Source organism: Sphingomonas faeni, assembly GCF_003053745.1.
Taxonomy (GTDB): domain Bacteria; phylum Pseudomonadota; class Alphaproteobacteria; order Sphingomonadales; family Sphingomonadaceae; genus Sphingomonas; species Sphingomonas faeni.
In genome coordinates this window covers 667,969-683,795 of the sequence record NZ_QAYE01000001.1, presented here as the reverse complement: position 1 = coordinate 683,795, position 15,827 = coordinate 667,969, and the positions used below count along the sequence as shown (strand labels likewise).

The 15,827-nt window shown below is 66.6% G+C and carries 17 protein-coding genes and 1 pseudogene; 4 read left to right on the top strand and 14 right to left on the bottom strand.

Annotated elements, in window-relative coordinates; genetic code table 11:
- Positions 1-41 precede the first annotated feature (41 nt).
- The 10 genes from murD to C8J25_RS03055 all read right to left on the bottom strand — a co-directional run bounded on the left by murD (position 42) and on the right by C8J25_RS03055 (position 11,031).
- Positions 42-1,418: a UDP-N-acetylmuramoyl-L-alanine--D-glutamate ligase gene (gene murD / locus C8J25_RS03100; protein WP_107952162.1), complete on the bottom strand. Its 1,377-nt coding sequence runs from the start codon at positions 1,416-1,418 to the stop codon at positions 42-44.
- A complete protein-coding gene (gene mraY, locus C8J25_RS03095; RefSeq protein WP_056051331.1) occupies positions 1,415-2,485 on the bottom strand; it encodes a phospho-N-acetylmuramoyl-pentapeptide-transferase in 1,071 nt (356 codons plus the stop codon). Before mraY ends, murD begins: the two co-directional genes overlap by 4 nt.
- Positions 2,486-3,877 carry a UDP-N-acetylmuramoyl-tripeptide--D-alanyl-D-alanine ligase gene (locus C8J25_RS03090; protein WP_107952161.1) on the bottom strand — a complete coding sequence of 464 codons (1,392 nt, stop codon included), beginning with the start codon at positions 3,875-3,877 and terminating at the stop codon, positions 2,486-2,488. It abuts the gene before it with no gap.
- A gap of 133 nt (positions 3,878-4,010) precedes the next feature.
- Entirely contained in the window at positions 4,011-5,426 is a 1,416-nt protein-coding gene (locus C8J25_RS03085; protein WP_107952160.1) for a UDP-N-acetylmuramoyl-L-alanyl-D-glutamate--2,6-diaminopimelate ligase, read from the bottom strand.
- Between the two features lie 10 nt (positions 5,427-5,436).
- The gene (locus C8J25_RS03080; RefSeq protein ID WP_056486659.1) at positions 5,437-7,155 is read right to left on the bottom strand and encodes a peptidoglycan D,D-transpeptidase FtsI family protein; all 1,719 of its coding nucleotides are present in this window, start codon (positions 7,153-7,155) and stop codon (positions 5,437-5,439) included.
- Positions 7,152-7,841, bottom strand: coding sequence for a hypothetical protein (locus C8J25_RS03075; protein WP_060526689.1), 690 nt, complete (start codon positions 7,839-7,841; stop codon positions 7,152-7,154). The genes C8J25_RS03080 and C8J25_RS03075 overlap by 4 nt, the downstream gene beginning before the upstream one ends.
- A complete protein-coding gene (rsmH, locus tag C8J25_RS03070; RefSeq protein ID WP_107952159.1) occupies positions 7,838-8,788 on the bottom strand; it encodes a 16S rRNA (cytosine(1402)-N(4))-methyltransferase RsmH in 951 nt (316 codons plus the stop codon). The genes C8J25_RS03075 and rsmH overlap by 4 nt, the downstream gene beginning before the upstream one ends.
- On the bottom strand, positions 8,785-9,312 hold the full coding sequence (locus C8J25_RS03065; RefSeq protein WP_243643328.1) for a division/cell wall cluster transcriptional repressor MraZ: 528 nt from the start codon (positions 9,310-9,312) through the stop codon (positions 8,785-8,787). Before C8J25_RS03065 ends, rsmH begins: the two co-directional genes overlap by 4 nt.
- Positions 9,313-9,733: 421 nt before the next feature.
- On the bottom strand, positions 9,734-9,973 hold the full coding sequence (locus C8J25_RS03060) for a hypothetical protein (protein WP_093399599.1): 240 nt from the start codon (positions 9,971-9,973) through the stop codon (positions 9,734-9,736).
- An 89-nt stretch (positions 9,974-10,062) separates the two neighbouring features.
- Complete coding sequence (locus tag C8J25_RS03055; protein ID WP_107952157.1) at positions 10,063-11,031, bottom strand: cysteine synthase A; 969 nt, start codon at positions 11,029-11,031, stop codon at positions 10,063-10,065.
- 210 nt (positions 11,032-11,241) lie between these two features.
- Between C8J25_RS03055 and C8J25_RS20600 the strand changes: the two genes are divergently transcribed.
- From C8J25_RS20600 to aat, 4 genes are all read left to right on the top strand, one after another.
- The gene (locus C8J25_RS20600) at positions 11,242-11,391 is read left to right on the top strand and encodes a hypothetical protein (protein WP_167397643.1); all 150 of its coding nucleotides are present in this window, start codon (positions 11,242-11,244) and stop codon (positions 11,389-11,391) included.
- Positions 11,392-11,516: 125 nt separating this feature from the next.
- The gene (locus tag C8J25_RS03050) at positions 11,517-11,900 is read left to right on the top strand and encodes a hypothetical protein (RefSeq protein ID WP_056060259.1); all 384 of its coding nucleotides are present in this window, start codon (positions 11,517-11,519) and stop codon (positions 11,898-11,900) included.
- Positions 11,901-12,007: 107 nt separating this feature from the next.
- On the top strand, positions 12,008-12,730 hold the full coding sequence (locus C8J25_RS03045) for a ParA family protein (RefSeq protein WP_107952156.1): 723 nt from the start codon (positions 12,008-12,010) through the stop codon (positions 12,728-12,730).
- Positions 12,727-13,458, top strand: coding sequence for a leucyl/phenylalanyl-tRNA--protein transferase (gene aat, locus C8J25_RS03040; RefSeq protein ID WP_107952155.1), 732 nt, complete (start codon positions 12,727-12,729; stop codon positions 13,456-13,458). The genes C8J25_RS03045 and aat overlap by 4 nt, the downstream gene beginning before the upstream one ends.
- A 35-nt stretch (positions 13,459-13,493) precedes the next feature.
- Here the strand turns inward: aat and C8J25_RS21020 are convergent.
- From C8J25_RS21020 to C8J25_RS03020, 4 genes and pseudogenes are all read right to left on the bottom strand, one after another.
- Positions 13,494-13,727 (bottom strand): annotated as a pseudogene (locus tag C8J25_RS21020) (DUF2155 domain-containing protein); the annotation flags it as partial.
- Between the two features lie 197 nt (positions 13,728-13,924).
- Entirely contained in the window at positions 13,925-14,317 is a 393-nt protein-coding gene (locus C8J25_RS03030) for an NADH:ubiquinone oxidoreductase subunit NDUFA12 (RefSeq protein WP_056060269.1), read from the bottom strand.
- A 355-nt stretch (positions 14,318-14,672) separates the two neighbouring features.
- Complete coding sequence (locus C8J25_RS03025) at positions 14,673-15,101, bottom strand: DUF192 domain-containing protein (protein WP_208622510.1); 429 nt, start codon at positions 15,099-15,101, stop codon at positions 14,673-14,675.
- A gap of 68 nt (positions 15,102-15,169) precedes the next feature.
- The gene (locus C8J25_RS03020) at positions 15,170-15,745 is read right to left on the bottom strand and encodes a cold-shock protein (RefSeq protein ID WP_107952153.1); all 576 of its coding nucleotides are present in this window, start codon (positions 15,743-15,745) and stop codon (positions 15,170-15,172) included.
- Positions 15,746-15,827: the final 82 nt, after the last annotated feature.

Here is a 15,827-nt window from a genome sequence, read left to right as displayed (position 1 = left end):
CATATCGGCCCTAACGTCGATCCTTCCAGCGCGAATATCGGTCATGCCAGCGACTCCACCGCGGCGCGGAACGCGGCCCCGCGCGCTTCGTAATCGCGAAACTGGTCGAAGCTAGCACAGGCTGGGGATAACAAGACAGTGTCGCCGGGCTTGGCGTTTGCGGCGGCGGCCCGGACGGCAGCGTCGAGCGTGCCGACGTTCTCGACGGGCATGAAGTCTTTCAGGATTTCGGCGAATTTCGGGCCGGCCTCGCCGATCGTGTAGGCATGGACGACGTGGCCGAAGGCGGGCTTGCAGGCGTCGAGGTCATCGCCCTTCGCACGGCCGCCGACGATCCAGTGGACCCGGTCGAACGCGGCCAAAGCCGGTGCGGTGCTCTCGGGATTGGTCGCCTTGCTGTCGTCGACATAGGCGACGCCGGCGTACGAGGCGATCTGCTCCATACGATGCGGCAGGCCCGTGAAGCTCGTCAGGCCGCGGTCGATGTCGACTTCGCTGACGCCCAGCGCCTTGACCACAGCGATCGCGGCGAGCGCATTCTGTGCGTTGTGCGGGCCCTGGAGCGTCGGCCAATCGCTCTGATCCATGCACACGCCCGGAGCGATCTTGGTGAGATGCTCGCCCTTCCCCGACAACCCGCGCGCGATCTCGGCGGACAGCGTGTCGCCGATGCCGATGACGGCGTCATGCTCGGCCGATTGCATCGCGAACAGCCGCGCTTTCGAGGCGGCATAGCCTTCGAAGCCGTCATAGCGATCGAGATGATCCGGCGTGATGTTGAGCAACACCGCGACGTCGCAATCGAGCTTCTGCGTCAGGTCGATCTGGTAGCTCGACAGTTCGAGCACGTAGACGCCGCCCTCAGGGAGCGCTTCCTGTTCGAGGATCGGCAGGCCGATATTGCCGCCCATCAGCGTGGGGACGCCGGCAGTCTTGAGGATGTGGTGGACGAGCGCGGTGGTGGTCGACTTGCCGTTGGTCCCCGTGATGCCGACGACCTTGTGCGGGGGGAGGTCTGCGCGGGCCTGCGCGAAGAGTTCGATATCGCCGATGACGGGCACGCCCGCTGCACGTGCGGCGGCGGCTAGCGGGTGCGTGTTGAGAGGCACTCCTGGCGATACGACTAAAGCGTCAAAGCCCGAGAGATCATCGAGCGGCGCGACTTCTAAAAGCCCTCTCCCCTCCGGGGAGAGGGTTGGGTGAGGGGCCGTTCCAGGCGCAGCATTGCTGGGCTGCCCCTCACCCCAACCCTCTCCCCGCAGGGGAGAGGGAGCGAAGGCGGCGCGCTTCGCCTCGTCGGAGTCCCACGCGACGACCTGCGCACCGCCAGCCACCAACGCCCGCACAGTCGCAGCCCCGGACCGCGCCAACCCCAGCACCGCATAGCGTTTCCCGCGCCAGGCCTTCGCAACGATCACCGCAGCTTCAACGTCGAAAGGCCGACCAGCGCCAGCACCAACGCAATGATCCAGAACCGGATCACCACCGTCGCCTCGGCCCAGCCAAGCTGTTCGAAATGATGGTGGATCGGCGCCATCCGGAACACGCGCTTGCCGGTGCGTTTGTAGAAGAAAACCTGGATGATCACCGACAGCGCCTCGATCACGAACAGCCCGCCGATGATCCCCAGCACGATCTCATGATGCGCGACGACCGCGATCGTCCCCAGCGCACCGCCCAAGGCCAGCGAACCGGTATCGCCCATGAACACCGCGGCCGGCGGCGCATTGAACCACAGGAACGCGAGCCCCGCGCCAACGATCGCCCCGCAGAATATCGCCAACTCACCCGCGCGAGGGACGTGCGGAATGCCGAGATAGTCCGCGAACTTCACGTTGCCGACCAGGTACACGATCACCATGAACGCGACGCTGGCGATGATCACCGGCATCGTCGCCAGCCCGTCGAGCCCATCCGTCAGGTTCACCGCATTACCGAACGACACGATCGTGAACGCCGCGAACACCGGGAAGAACCAGCCGAGATCGAGATACATGCGCGACGTGAACGGCAAATACAGATGCGGCCCGTTCTGCGACATGATGATCGTCGCGGCGACACCGGCGATGATGAACTCGAGCAGCAACCGCGTGCGCCCGCTGATCCCCGCAGTGCTCGCCTTGCGCACCTTGTCATAGTCGTCGAGGAACCCGATCGTGCCGAAGCCGAGCGTCACGAACAGGCACGCCCAAACATACGGGTTGCTCAGGTCCATCCACAGGAAGATGGCGAGGCACATCGAGGTCAGGATCATCAGCCCGCCCATCGTCGGCGTCCCGCGCTTCGACAGATGCGACTGCGGGCCGTCGGCGCGGATCGGCTGGCCCTTGCCCTGCCGCACGCGCAACCAGCCGATGAACTTCGGCCCGATGATCAGGCCAATGATCAGCGCGGTCGCGACCGCGCCACCGGTCCGCACCGTCTGATACCGGATGAGGTTCAGCAGACCGGGAAATCCCAGATGCTCGGCGAGCCAGTACAACATTCAGTTAATCCCGCCTTTGAGGCCAGCCTGGAGACCCGCTACGACGCGCGCGAGGCCAACCCCGTTCGATCCCTTGACGAGCACGACATCGCCGGGCGCCAGGATCGTCCGTAACGACGCGAGCGCGGCCGCAGCGTCGCCCACATGGACGGTTTCGATCTGTCCCTCAAGCACCTGCGCTAACGGTGCCATCGCTTCACCGACGAGCAGCGCCATTTCGACGCGCGCGGCAAGGATCGGCTCGGCGAGAGCGGCGTGATAGTCGTCGGAGCCCTCGCCCAGCTCGCGCATCTCGCCGAGTACCGCGATGTGACGACCGGGCTCATGGCCAAGGACGCTGAGCGTCGCGCCCATCGAAGCGGGGTTGGCGTTGTAGCTCTCGTCGATCACCAGCGCCTGCCCGTCGCCGACGGTCACCAGCGACCGCGCACCGCGACCTTGCAGCCCACCAAGTTCGGCCAGCGCGAGTCCAGCCAGCCCGAGATCACCCCCGGCCGCTCGCACGCACGCAAGAACGCCAAGCGCATTGGACACCCAGTGCGCGCCGGGCTGCGCGATCGTGAAGCTCAGCTCGTGCTCGGCCCCCTGCCCCATCCGCGCGGTGACGAACGTCCCGCCAGTCGGCAGCCGCATCGCCTCGATCGCGCGGACATCGGCGCCCTTCTCGCTGCCGAACGTCACGATATGCGCGGCATGGGGTACGGCGTGTCCGAGCAGCCGATCGCGGTGCGGGCTGTCATAGGGGACGATCGCGGTCCCGTCCGGTTCGAGCCCGGCAAAGATCTCCCCCTTGGCATCGGCGATCGCGCTCTCGTCGGGAAAGAACGCGGTATGCGCAGGCGCGATCGCCGTGATCATCGCGATATGCGGCCGGACGAGTTGGGTCAGCTCGGCGAGCTCACCGGCGTGGTTCATCCCCATCTCGAACACGCCGAACTTTGCGTCGCGCGGCATCCGGGCGAGGCTCAGCGGCACGCCGGTGTGGTTGTTGTAACTCTTGACCGACCGGTGGACGTTGCCGGGGGCGGCGCGGTCGAGGCAGGCGAAGAGCGCCTCCTTCGCGCTGGTCTTGCCGACCGAGCCGGTGACGCCGATGATCTTCGCACCGCTCCGAGCCCGACTTGCCCGCCCAAGCGCCTGCAACGCGACGAAGCTGTCGGCGACGAGAACGTGCGGATGGTCGCAAGGCTCGGACACGATCGCGCCCGTCGCGCCTTGGGCGAAGGCTTGGTCGAGGAAGAGGTGGCCATCGCTGGCCTCGCCCTTCATCGCGATGAAGAGATCGCCGGGACCGACTTCGCGCGAGTCGAAGGCCACGCCAGTGACGGCGAAGTCGCCAGACGCCACACCACCGGTAGCGGCTGCGATCTCCGCCGAAGTCCACAGGCTCACTTCCCCCCCTCCCGCAAACGGGAGGGGGTCGGGGGGTGGGCGCGCGCTATCGACGAAGGGCAACGTTGGCCGAACCCGCGAGCCCACCCCCGGCCCCTCCCGCTAGCTAGAGGGGGGAAGAAGATAGCCTCCCTCACGCCACGCACTCCCGCGCGACGGTCACGTCATCGAACGGCAGGACCATGTCGCCGACGATCTGCCCCTGCTCATGCCCCTTGCCGGCGATCAGGACGATGTCTTCGGGCCCAGCCTCGCGCACCGCTGCGCCGATCGCCGCCCGCCGGTCGCCAATCTCTTCAGCCCCCCGCGCGCCCTTCAGCACGTCGCAGCGGATAGCCCGCGCGTCCTCGGTCCGAGGATTGTCGTCGGTGACGATGACGCGGTCGGCGTGTTGCACCGCGACCTGCCCCATCGTCTCACGCTTGCCGGTATCGCGATCGCCGCCTGCCCCAAATACCACGATAAGTTTGCCGCCTGCGTGCGGCTTGAGCGCAGCGATTGCCGCTTCGAGAGCGTCGGGAGTGTGGGCGTAATCCACGTAGACCGGCGCACCCGACTTCGCGATCACGGCGCGTTCCAGCCGCCCGCGGACCGGCTGCAACCGCGCGAGGTTGGCGATCGTCGCGGCCACGTCGCCGCCGGTTGCGATCACCAGCCCGGCTGATACCAGCGCGTTCGCCGCCTGGTACGCGCCGATCAGCGGCAAGGTGACCTTGTACGTCTGGCCGTCGGCCTCGATCGTCAGTCCCTGCCCCAGCAAGGTCGGATCGCGGCCGACCAGCCGCAGCGTCTCGCCCTGCGTTCCGACCGTCACCAACCGATTGCCACGCTCCCGTGCCAAGTCGATCACCCGTGCCGATTGAGGATCGTCGGCCCAGACAACCGCTGCGCCGTCGGTCGAGAGCACTTCAGAGAACAACCGGATCTTGGCCGTAAAATACGCCGCCATGTCACCGTGATAATCGAGGTGATCACGGCTGAGGTTCGTGAACGCCGCCGCGGCCACCTTCAGCCCCTCGGTCCGATACTGCGTCAGCCCGTGGCTCGACGCTTCGAACGCCAGATGCGTCACGCCTTCGCGCGCGAGCCCCGCCACGTTCGACAGGAACGTCACCACGTCCGGCGTGGTCAGCCCGGTCGTCACCCGCTCGTCGGCGGTCGTCACGCCCAGCGTGCCGATCGATGCCGCATGGAACCCCGCCATCCGCCACAACTGGCGGGTCATCTCTACGCACGATGTCTTCCCGTTGGTCCCGGTGATCGCGACCGACGTCGTGGGGAACGGCGCGAAGAACCTCGCGGCCAGTTGCGCGAACCGCTCGCGGGGATTGTCATCGGCGATGTACGCGGCGCCCTCGACCGTCAGCCCCGGTCGCGCAACCACCGCGATCGCGCCGGAGCGGATCGCGTCCTCGATATAATCCTCGCCATTCACGCGCGCGCCTTCGAACGCGCCGAACACCGTGCCCGGCGCGACCTTGCGGTGATCGATCGCGAACCCCGTCACCTGCGCCTCTTCCGTCCCGTCGGTCAGCGCTGCGAGTTTCATGCAATAGTCCTCATTGCCCGGTCGGCTGTGTACGCGACGGGTCCTGCCACAAAGTCGGCAGGATGTCAGACACGTCGATGTCGCGGTGCGCGTCGGGCACCACGCCCAGGATCGCACCGACGCGCGAGATCGTCCGGCCGACCACCGGCGCGGTGTTCCACGCCGCAGTCTTCCACCCGGCGGTTTCCTTCGTGCCGAGCGGCGAATCGAGCATCGCCAGCACGACATAGCGCGGCGCATCCATCGGGAACGCCGCGGCAAACGTCGCGACGTTGCGCGAATGATCGTAGCCGCCCGAAACCGCCGCCTCGGCCGTGCCGGTCTTGCCACCGACGCGATAACCCGGCGCATCGCCCTTGCGACCAGTGCCGCGCTGCACGATCAGCCGCAGCATCTGCCGCATCCGCGCGCTCGTCTGCTCGCTGATGACGCGACGACCGGCAACCGCATGCCCCGGCGCGACCTTCAGCAACGTCGCCGGCCGCCAGATCCCGCCATTGACCAAAGCCGCATACGCGCTCGCCAGATGCAGCGGAGTCACCGCGATGCCGTGGCCATAGGCGGTGGTCATCGTCGTCGTCCGCGCCCAGTATTTCGGCCACAACGGACGGCCCTTCTCGCGCAGTTCGATATCGGGCTTGGTGTCGAAGCCCAATTTCTTGAACATCGCCTGCATCTTCGCGGGTCCGACCTCGTCCGCAACCCGCGCGGTGGCGATGTTCGACGAATAGATCAGCGTCTCGGCCATGTTGAGCCAACGCTTAGGATCGCCGCGCTCGTCATGGATCGTGAAGCGCCCGACCTGGAGCGGATGCGTCGCATCAAAACGCCGCGCGAACGATGTGACGACACCCGTGTCCATCGCGGTCGCCATCGTGATCGGCTTGAACGTCGAGCCGAGCTCGAACACGCTCTGCGTAGTAATGTTGCGGAGCTGTTCGCTGCCCGACATGCCGACGCGGTTGGGATTGAACGTGGGCAACGAGACCATCGCGATCACTTCGCCAGTCGCGACGTCGAGGACGATGCCGCCCGCCCCTCGCGCGGAAAACGTCGTCATCGCGCGGCCGAGTTCGCTCTCCATCGCCGCCTGGACGCGGTTGTCGAGCGACAGCGCGACCGGCGTGCCGTTGAGCGCCGGATTGGTCAGCCGCTCGTCGAGCACGCGCTCCATCCCGCTCATGCCGTGGCCCGCGGTCGACAGGAAGCCGAGCGCATGCGCCGCCATCGTCGACTGCGGATACAGCCGCTGCGTATCGCGGTCGAACACGATCGCGGGCTCGCCGATCGCATTGACCTGCTCGACCAGCGCCGGCGACGCGCGCCGCTGGAGATAGATGAAGCTCTTGCCCGACGTCAGCAGCGCATAATAATGCGCCTGGTCACCCGCCTCGGGCATCAGCGCGGCGAGCTTGCTGGCGATCTCGGTCGGATCGCCGATCAGCTTTTTCGGGTGTACCGCGATCGTCCACGCATCGATCGTCCGCGCGAGCGGCGCGCCGTTGCGATCGACGATGTCGCCGCGTGCCGCGATCGCCGCCGAGCGCGCCTGCGGATCGGCGAGCGACGCCTGTACCGCCAGCATCCCGAGTCGACCGACCACCACCAGCACCGCCGCTCCGAACAGGAACATCAGCATCATCAGGCGCGTGTGCGCCGTCGCTACCAGTGCATGACGCTGGTTGGCGCTACGTTGCTGCGAGACGGGCCGGGCGACCAAGGCGGTCACCGCCGCTTACGGCTCTCGGAGCGGGCGCCGCTCATGATGTCACCCAGCGTCGTGTCGGACAGGAGCTTGCGGTCGAGCATCGCAACCGCCTGCGGCCGGACCTTGGCCACTGCTGCGAGGCGCTCTGTCTTGGCGGCGCGGACGAGCGCGGCCTCCGCGGAGCGCGGCGTCGATACCGACGCGCGGATCACGACCGGCTTCAGCGCGGTCTTCGACGCGGCCTGGATCGCGACGTTCATCGCGCGCGGTGCGGTAACCTGCGCCATCTGCACCGGAGCAAGCTTCACCACGGCAGGAGCAGCGGTAACCGGCACGATCGAGGTGGAGACGACGGACCCCGCCCCCGACGGCACCAGCAGCGCGGCGGTCTGGACCCCGTCCGCGCGCAGGCTGTTGACGTCGAGCGCCGCGAGCGCGGCCTCGCTCACGACGAACTGGCCCGCCGTCGGTGCCGACAGCGCCAGCGTGTCGCCATTCCAGCGCTCGAGCTGCGCCAGATTGCCCCGCGTATCGAACTCGGTCTCAAGCGCGCGGATGTCGCGCTGCGCCGAGCGGATCTGACCATTGACCGCCTCCAGCTTCTTGCGCTCGGCGGCGACCTGCAGCGACACGAGGTAGAAACCGAGCACGACGGCCACGCAGCCCCCGAACCAGCCCACACCCTTCATCCGATACGCCGCCGTCATGTCGTCACCTCTTCCGTCCAGGGTAAAGCGGCTGTCCGCCGCGCCGTCCGTAATGTCGCCGAGCGCGCGCGCGGGTTGCGTGCGATCTCGGCCTCGCCGGCGCGAACACCGCGGCCGACATGAGAAAAACTAGGTTCCGCAACGGCTTTCACCTGCGGAAGATGACGGGAACCTGAAGGCGAGCCGCCGGAGCGCGTGCGCAGGAAGCGCTTCACCATCCGGTCCTCGAGGCTGTGGAACGTCACGATCGCGAGCCGGCCACCGGGTTTCAGCACGCGCTCGGCCGCCAGCAGCCCGTCGGCGAGTTCGCCAAGCTCGCGGTTCACGTGGATCCGGATCGCCTGGAACGCCCGCGTCGCGGGGTCCTTCTTGTCGTGCGCCTTGTAGCCGAGCGCGCGGCGGACGATGTGCGCCAGCTCGCCGGTCCGCGTCAGCGGGCGCGCCGCGACGATCGCGCGGGCCACGCGACGCGACTTGGGCTCGTCGCCGTACTGATACAGCACGTCGGCGATCTCGTTCTCGTCCGCCTCGTTGACGAAATCCGCCGCCGACATGCCGGCCTGCGCCATCCGCATGTCGAGCGGGCCATCCGACTGGAACGAGAAGCCGCGCTCGGCCTGGTCGAGCTGCATCGACGACACGCCGATATCGAGCGTCACGCCGTCGACCGGCGCGAGGCCACGCGTCTCGAGCTCGGACGCCATCGCCGAGAAGTCCGCGGCGATCAGCGTCAGGCCTTCTTCGGCCTCTTCCATCGCGCGACCATTGGCGATCGCGTCGGGATCGCGGTCGAACGCGACGATCCGCGCGCCCGACTTGAGCAACGCCAGCGTGTAGCCGCCCGCGCCGAACGTGCCGTCGAGCATCGTCTCGCCGGGCTCGGGGGAAAGCGCGGCCAGGACTTCGTCGAGCAGAACGGGGATGTGCGGAGCGTCGGGGGAACTCACAGCTGCACCCCCTTCTCGGCCATGTAGAAGCGCGCCATCTCCTTGACGACGGGGGGCATGCCGTCGGTGGCGATCAGCGTCGCGGGGTCCCAGATCTCGATGTAGTCGAGCACGCCGTAGAAGAACGCATGGCCCTTGATGCCCGCATAGAAGCGCGGGAACGCGGGCATGATGAAGCGACCGGAGCCGTCGAACGGCACCGCTTCGCCGGACGCTGCGGCGCGCTTGATGTTGTAGTCGTACTCGCCGTTCTCGGACGTGTTCTCGGATTCGCGGCGATCGAGGCGCTCGGCGAGAATGTCGACGTAACCGGGATCATACGCGACCAGACAGCGATTCTTCTGATGCGCGCCGATGATGATGGTCCCGCCGTCCTTGCCGTTCGCCTTGGGCGCATTTGCCGAGAGCATCGTGCGGAGTGCCGAGGGGATGGCTACCCGGCCCTTGTCGTCGACAAGGCCGATACCGTCTCCCTGATAGCGACCCCGTACCGACACGCCAAAACCCTTCGAACTGGCGCGCACGCTTCACCGCTTCGAAAGACAGCCATCGCTACCTTTCGACCGCGTTTTCAGCGAACGATGAAAATGCCCCTGTATTAACCTCCATCTACCATAGCGCTTCGGGGACGCAACGGGATTTTTGGGGATCGGACGGATTTCACCGCAATTGCGATGCTCAGTCTGGGGGGATTTGCGGGCAGACTGGATGTGAAAGTGCTGCCGACTGTTTTGACTACTGGGGATATCCGGGATGAAGTGCGGAAGCTCCTCAGATGGTCGAAGCCAACGCACGCCAGATGTTACCAAGGGGTAACGCTCTCCCCTCCCTGGAAGGGAGGGGTCGGGGGCGGGTCGGCCCGATCGAGCCACTCGCGTTCAGGTATGCGGAAAACCAACCCACCCCCAGCCCCTCCCTTCCAGGGAGGGAGCAAGGAGGCAGCAGTTACTGCGCGGGTGCCTGCGCGTTGGCGCTCGGCGCCACGCCCATTTCCGCGAGCGGCTCGCCCGCTCCGGCGGCTTCGGTAACGTTCGAGACGCCCATGTTCGCCACCACGTCGGCTTGCGCGGTCCCCGCGGTCGCGACCGGCCGCTCGCGATTCGTCGAACCGATAATCGCGCTCGCGAGACCGATCAGCAGCACGACCGCGGCGAGGCCGATCATGCCGACCTTGATGCGCTGCATGGTCTGGGAAGGTTCGTGGGGTAACTTCATCTTGCCCTACCTCGATACCCGACTGCCGCGCTTCTGTCGATTCTGGGGAACCGGACCGCTCAAGCCAGACCCTTCGCCTGGCGCCATTCGGGATCGTACAGCGTCGAAAGATAGCGGAATCCGGTATCGCACAGGATCGTCGCGATCCGCTTGCCGGGCCCCAGGTGCTTGGCCAGCGCCACTGCACCGGCGACATTGATCCCGGACGACAGCCCGAGGCAGAGCCCCTCCTCGTCGAGCAGGCGACGGACCCAGGCATAGCCCTCCTGGTCGGAAATCCGGAACTGCGTATCGATCGGCGCTCCCTCCAGATTGGCGGTGATACGCCCCTGCCCGATCCCTTCGGCGACCGAAGATCCTTCCGCCTTCAACTCGCCATGCGCGTAGTAATTATACAGCGCCGCACCGTGTGGATCACTGAGCGCGATGCAGACGCTCTCGTCCTTCGCCTTGAGCCCCAGCCCGACCCCGGCGATCGTGCCGCCGGTTCCCGCCGCGCAGGTAAAGCCGTCGATCCGCCCGCCCATCTGCGACCAGATTTCCTCCGCGGTTCCGACGATATGCGCGCGGCGATTGGCGGTGTTGTCGAACTGGTTTGCCCAGATCGCGCCCGGCGTTTCCTCGGCGATGCGCCGCGACGTGTGGACGAAATGGCATGGCGACGAGAATGCCGCGGCCGGCACCAGCACCAGTTCGGCGCCGAGCGCGCGCAACGTATCCATTTTCTCGCGACTCTGCGTCTCGGGCATGACGATGATCGTCTTGTAGCCCTTGGCGTTCGCCACCAGCGCGAGGCCGATCCCGGTATTGCCCGCGGTGCCCTCGACGATCGTCCCGCCGGGTTGGAGCAAGCCGCGCTGCTCCGCATCCTCGACGATGAACAGCGCCGCGCGATCCTTCACCGATGCCCCGGGGTTGGCGTATTCGCACTTGCCGAAGATATCGCAGCCGGTCGCCTCGCTGGGCCCTTTCAGGCGAACGAGCGGGGTATTGCCGATCAGGGCGAGCGTGTCAGGTGTCGTGTGCATGCCCGCTATGTGGCGTGACGCCTCGCCCGGAGCAAGCGAGCGAAAGTTTCGGGCGTTAAATGCCTCCTCGCGAAATCCGGGGATTGATGACGCACTTTTCATTCAAGGTTCATTCCCTCGAACATATGATCCATGTTAAGAGTGGCGCGATCAATGCTGACAAAGCTAACATCGATTGGAGCAGGGTTCGTGGACAAATATCGGCATGCCTTGGCTCTGTTGACGGAAGCTTCGGACCTGATGGAGACCGTCGGCGATACCCTGATAGCAGCGCACATCGCGACTCCGCTGGCGATGGTCGAAGACCGTCTCCATCCCCCAGGCGATGTCGCGAAGCAGGATCGTCCACTACGCGAATGACGCGAACCGTCCGATCCAACACTCGTCCCACCCCGTTCGTCGCTTCCCTGTCCGTCGCGACGCGATGGTACCGCAAACCATAAGCCTTGACGCTCCATGCTGCATGCGCGAAGCGAGGTCCCGCTATGAAAATCCTCCCCATGACCGCCGTCGCCGCGCTGCTCGTGCTGGCAGCCTGCAACTCCAAGCCCGCTACGCCCGAAGTGCTGGATAGCAATCCCGATCCGATGGCGAACACGCTCGCCAACGCCGCGCCGGTCGAGCTGCCGCCTGCGATCAAGTCAGAGAAGACGCTGCGCTGCAAGGACAACAGCCTGCTCTACGTGACGTTCTTCCAGGGCGACAAGCAGGCCGTGGTCAAGACCAAGAAGGACGGCCCCGCGACGACGCTGAAGTCGGACGTTGCCGGTTCGCCGAAGACCGCCGAGGGCGGCTGGTCGATGACCGGCGATGAATCGAGCGTCACGCTGACCGCACCGGGCAAGTCGGCGCAGATTTGCCACGCGTAAGTTTCTACGTTTACGAATGACGAAACGGCCGGCGGATCATCCGCCGGCCGTTTTTCTTTGCGCCGCACACCCTTGCCCTGATCGCCGCAGACCGGCACGCTAGTCTGATGGCAACCGTTGCGATCTACAGCCTCAAGGGCGGCGTCGGAAAGACGACACTTTCGGTGAACCTGGCGTGGTGCGCCGCGACATTGTCAGCGCGCCGCACGCTGCTCTGGGATCTGGATCCGCAGGCGGCGTGCACCTGGGTGCTCGGCGGACCCCATGGAGCCGGGGGTAAAGTCGACCAAGCGCAGGCGATGTTCTCGAAGGACGTCGCGGTCGCCAAGCAGGCGCGGCCGACCGCCTACCCGCATCTCGACCTGATCGCCGCCGACGCGTCGCTACGCGGCCTCGACCAGCTGTTCCATGAAATGGACAAGAAAAAGCGGCTCGCCAAGCTCCTGTCCGAGCTTGCCGCCTACGACCGCGTGATCCTCGACTGTCCGCCGGGGCTGACAGAGACCGCGGACCAGGTAATGCGCGCGGCCGATCTTATCGTCATTCCAGTGATCCCCTCGCCGCTCTCGACCCGCGCGTACGACGCGGTGGTCCAGCATCTGGGCGGCCGCACGCCGCTGCTGCCGGTCCACGTGATGGTCGATAAGCGCCGTGCACTGCATGCCGAGGCGCTGGCCCGCCACCCCGACTGGCCGGTGATCCCGATGGCGAGCAACATCGAGTCGATGGCGGTCAAGCGCGCGCCGGTCGGGGTTTTCGCGCCGAAGTCCGCCGCGGCGCAGGCGTTTGCGGACCTCTGGCGCCGGATCGAACACCGGCTCACCGCATGAGCGACGTTTTAGACCCTCAACTCGTGCTCGGCGCCTATTCGGTCGGCGTGTTCCCGATGGCGGACAGCCGCGACGCCGCCAGCGTATACTGGGTGGAGCCGCGCCGCCGCGCGGTCCTGCCGCTCGACGGGTTCCAGCTCTCGCGCTCGCTCAGGAAGACGATCGCCGCGGACCGGTTCCAGGTCACCGTCGACACTGCGTTCGAACGCGTCGTGCAGCTCTGCGCGGAGAGCGTCGAAGGTCGCCCCGAGACGTGGATCAACGACGGCATAGAGCGCGTCTTCCAGACGCTGCACGCGATGGGGTTCGCGCATTCGGTCGAATGCTGGGACGGCGGCAAGCTGGTCGGCGGGCTCTACGGCCTGTCGCTCGGCCGCGCTTTTTTCGGTGAAAGCATGGTCAGCCGCGCCACCGACGCGTCAAAGGTCGCGCTCGCGCACCTCGTCGCGCGGCTGCGGACCGGCGGGTTCACGCTGCTCGACTGCCAGTTCCAGACCTCGCATCTCGCCTCGCTCGGAGCGGTCGAGATCGAGCGCGCGGATTACGTCGCGTTGCTGGGCGCCGCGCTCGATGGAGCGCTCAAGCCATCCTCCGGCGGCGGGGTATCCTCGGCAGCCGGCGATTTCCGCGCGCTCGATCGCTTGGCCGGCAAGGCTTCGGCGGGCGGCGCAGTATCGGGGCCGGTCTCCGGGAAGGTCATCGCGCAGCTCTTGGTCCAGACGTCGTAGATCGGATGCTGGACCGCGTTTAGCGCGGGGCGTTCCTTGTACAGCCAGCCGGAGAAGGTCCGGCGCCAATGCGTGTCGACGCCGCGCACCAGTACCTGCACGAACGCGCCGGTCAGCTGCTCCTGCTCCCACGGCGCGGTCTGCTCGCACGCGCGCAACCGCAGCACGACGTCGCCCATGCGCGTCGCCTGGCCGGGCTTGAGCCTCACTTCGCGGGTTTCGCCGTTACGTTTGTTGAGCAGACCGAGCACCGCGACGCGCTGCGCCATCGGCGTGCCGCCATTGGCGATCGCGGCGGCGCCGGTATCGATCGTCTCGATCGAGGAATTGCCCTGCTCGTCAGCGCCCGGCAGGTCCTGCTGGACCGCGGCTACCTTCGTCGCGGGCGTAGTGATCGCCCGGTATCCGAACCAGCCGCCCACCGCCAACGCCACGACCAACACGGCCGCGGCGAGCCAGCGCATGATCACCCTTCGGGCGTCCAAGCTTCGTAATCGCCCGTCGCGGCGGCACGGTGGCCACCCTTTTCGAGCGCACCGGCAGGACGATAGGCGAGCGCGGTACCGGTCATGTTCGGCACGGCAGGCTTCTGCCAGGCACGGATCGGCGGCAATGCGCGATCGGGCACGTCGTCGACCTGGTGATGCAGCCAGCTAAACCACGCCGGCGGCACGCGGCTCGCGTCGGTCGCGCCCTGGTAGATCACCCAGCGGCGCGGGTTGCCGGCGGTGTCCTTACCACCTTCGTAATAGACGTTGCCGAGCGCGTCCTCGCCCTTCTTCGCCATGCTGCGCAAGCCGAATTTGGTGCCGAGGGTGGCGCCGTTCCACCACGTGAAAGTCGATGCGAGAAAGCCCATGACTGGCGCTTACCGCGAGTGGGGGCGGGCTTCAACCTCGATCGTTGGGAGAAGGCGTCGCGCGACATTCTAAACGATCCTCCCCCTGGCCGGGGGGAGTTCGTCGTTTAACGCTTTTGCCTGCAACGGTTCCTGCTTCCTTGTTCTCCCGCGAAGGCGGGAGCCCAGTCTGGGTCCCCGCCTTCGCGGGGAAACACTTGGCTGGAGACGTCGGCTAGTCACATATTCCACCCCGGCGAAGGCCGGGGCCCAATTGGGTAACGTCGCTAACGAAGCGCTGTTCGCCGTTACAGCGACCTTCCCAATTGGGCCCCGGCCTTCGCCGGGGTGGTGCCATCGATCGAACGGTTCGCGCCTACTTCGCGCTCTTGTCCCACGTCACCAAATCGCCCTCAGCAATCCCCAGCTCCGAAGCGCGGCCGCCCATCAGTTCCAGCACCGCGCCGACCGGCTCGCCCGAGGGAATGGGCTGTTCCGAAAACGGCACGGTATTCTCGGCGATCCGCGCGATCGTGCCGTCGGCGCGGATATAGAGGATGTCGAGCGGGCTCGGCGTATTCTTCATCCAGAAGTTCGCCGCCACGGGTTCGCCACCCTTGGCGGGATACGGCCAGAACAGCATGCCGCCGTCGGGCGTCAGGTCGGTGCGGAACATCAGTCCGCGCGCCTGCTCGGCCTCTGTCTTCGCGCTCTCGACCTGGAACGCGTGCGTCCCGTTCGCGCTCTTGATCGTCAGCGGCAGCGTGACGACCACGGCCACGTCCGAGTCTGCGCCGCTATTCATGTACGCGACACCCCCGGCGCCGACGCCCAGCGCCAACACCCCGGCCAACACCGCCTTCGCAACGAAATTCATCCAGGATCCTCTTCGACCGCGACGGCAAGCGGCCCTTTACGCCCTTCGACGACGCGCGCGCGGAGCGGCTGATCGGGTTCGACCGTCTCGATCCCGGCGCGGCGCAGCGTTTCCATGTGGACGAAGATGTCGCTGCCATCGGCACCCCGTACCAGAAAGCCATAGCCCTTCAACCGGTTGAACCATTTCACCGACGCTGCCTCGAACGGTCCCGCCGCGTCGATCATCGCGATCGGATCGATCCGATCGGGCGAAACCGGCGTCCGGACCTGCTCCTCGACCGCGTTGGTCAGATCGATCGAGAGGATCTCGCGCGCCTGGAACCCGCGGCCGCGTTGGACCGACAGCGTCTCGACGCGCGCGCCTTCGGGGAGGCTGCGGCGGCCGTGCGCCTGCAGGACGGAAAAGTGCACGAGGATATCGCCGACGGTCTCGTCGTCCGCCACCGCGAAGCCGAACCCGCGCGTGACGTCGAACCATTTGATAACGCCGCCGATCGCGCGCGTTTCGGCCGCGCCAACACCCTCAAGCGTCGTCGTTCCCGCTTCCACTGGCCCCACCTCTACCGGCATGTCAGCACCTGCTGCGTGTCGTTACGCATTGTTACACCCCTGAACGCCTTGCTAGCACGGTTCGTCGCAGTCGCAATGAATC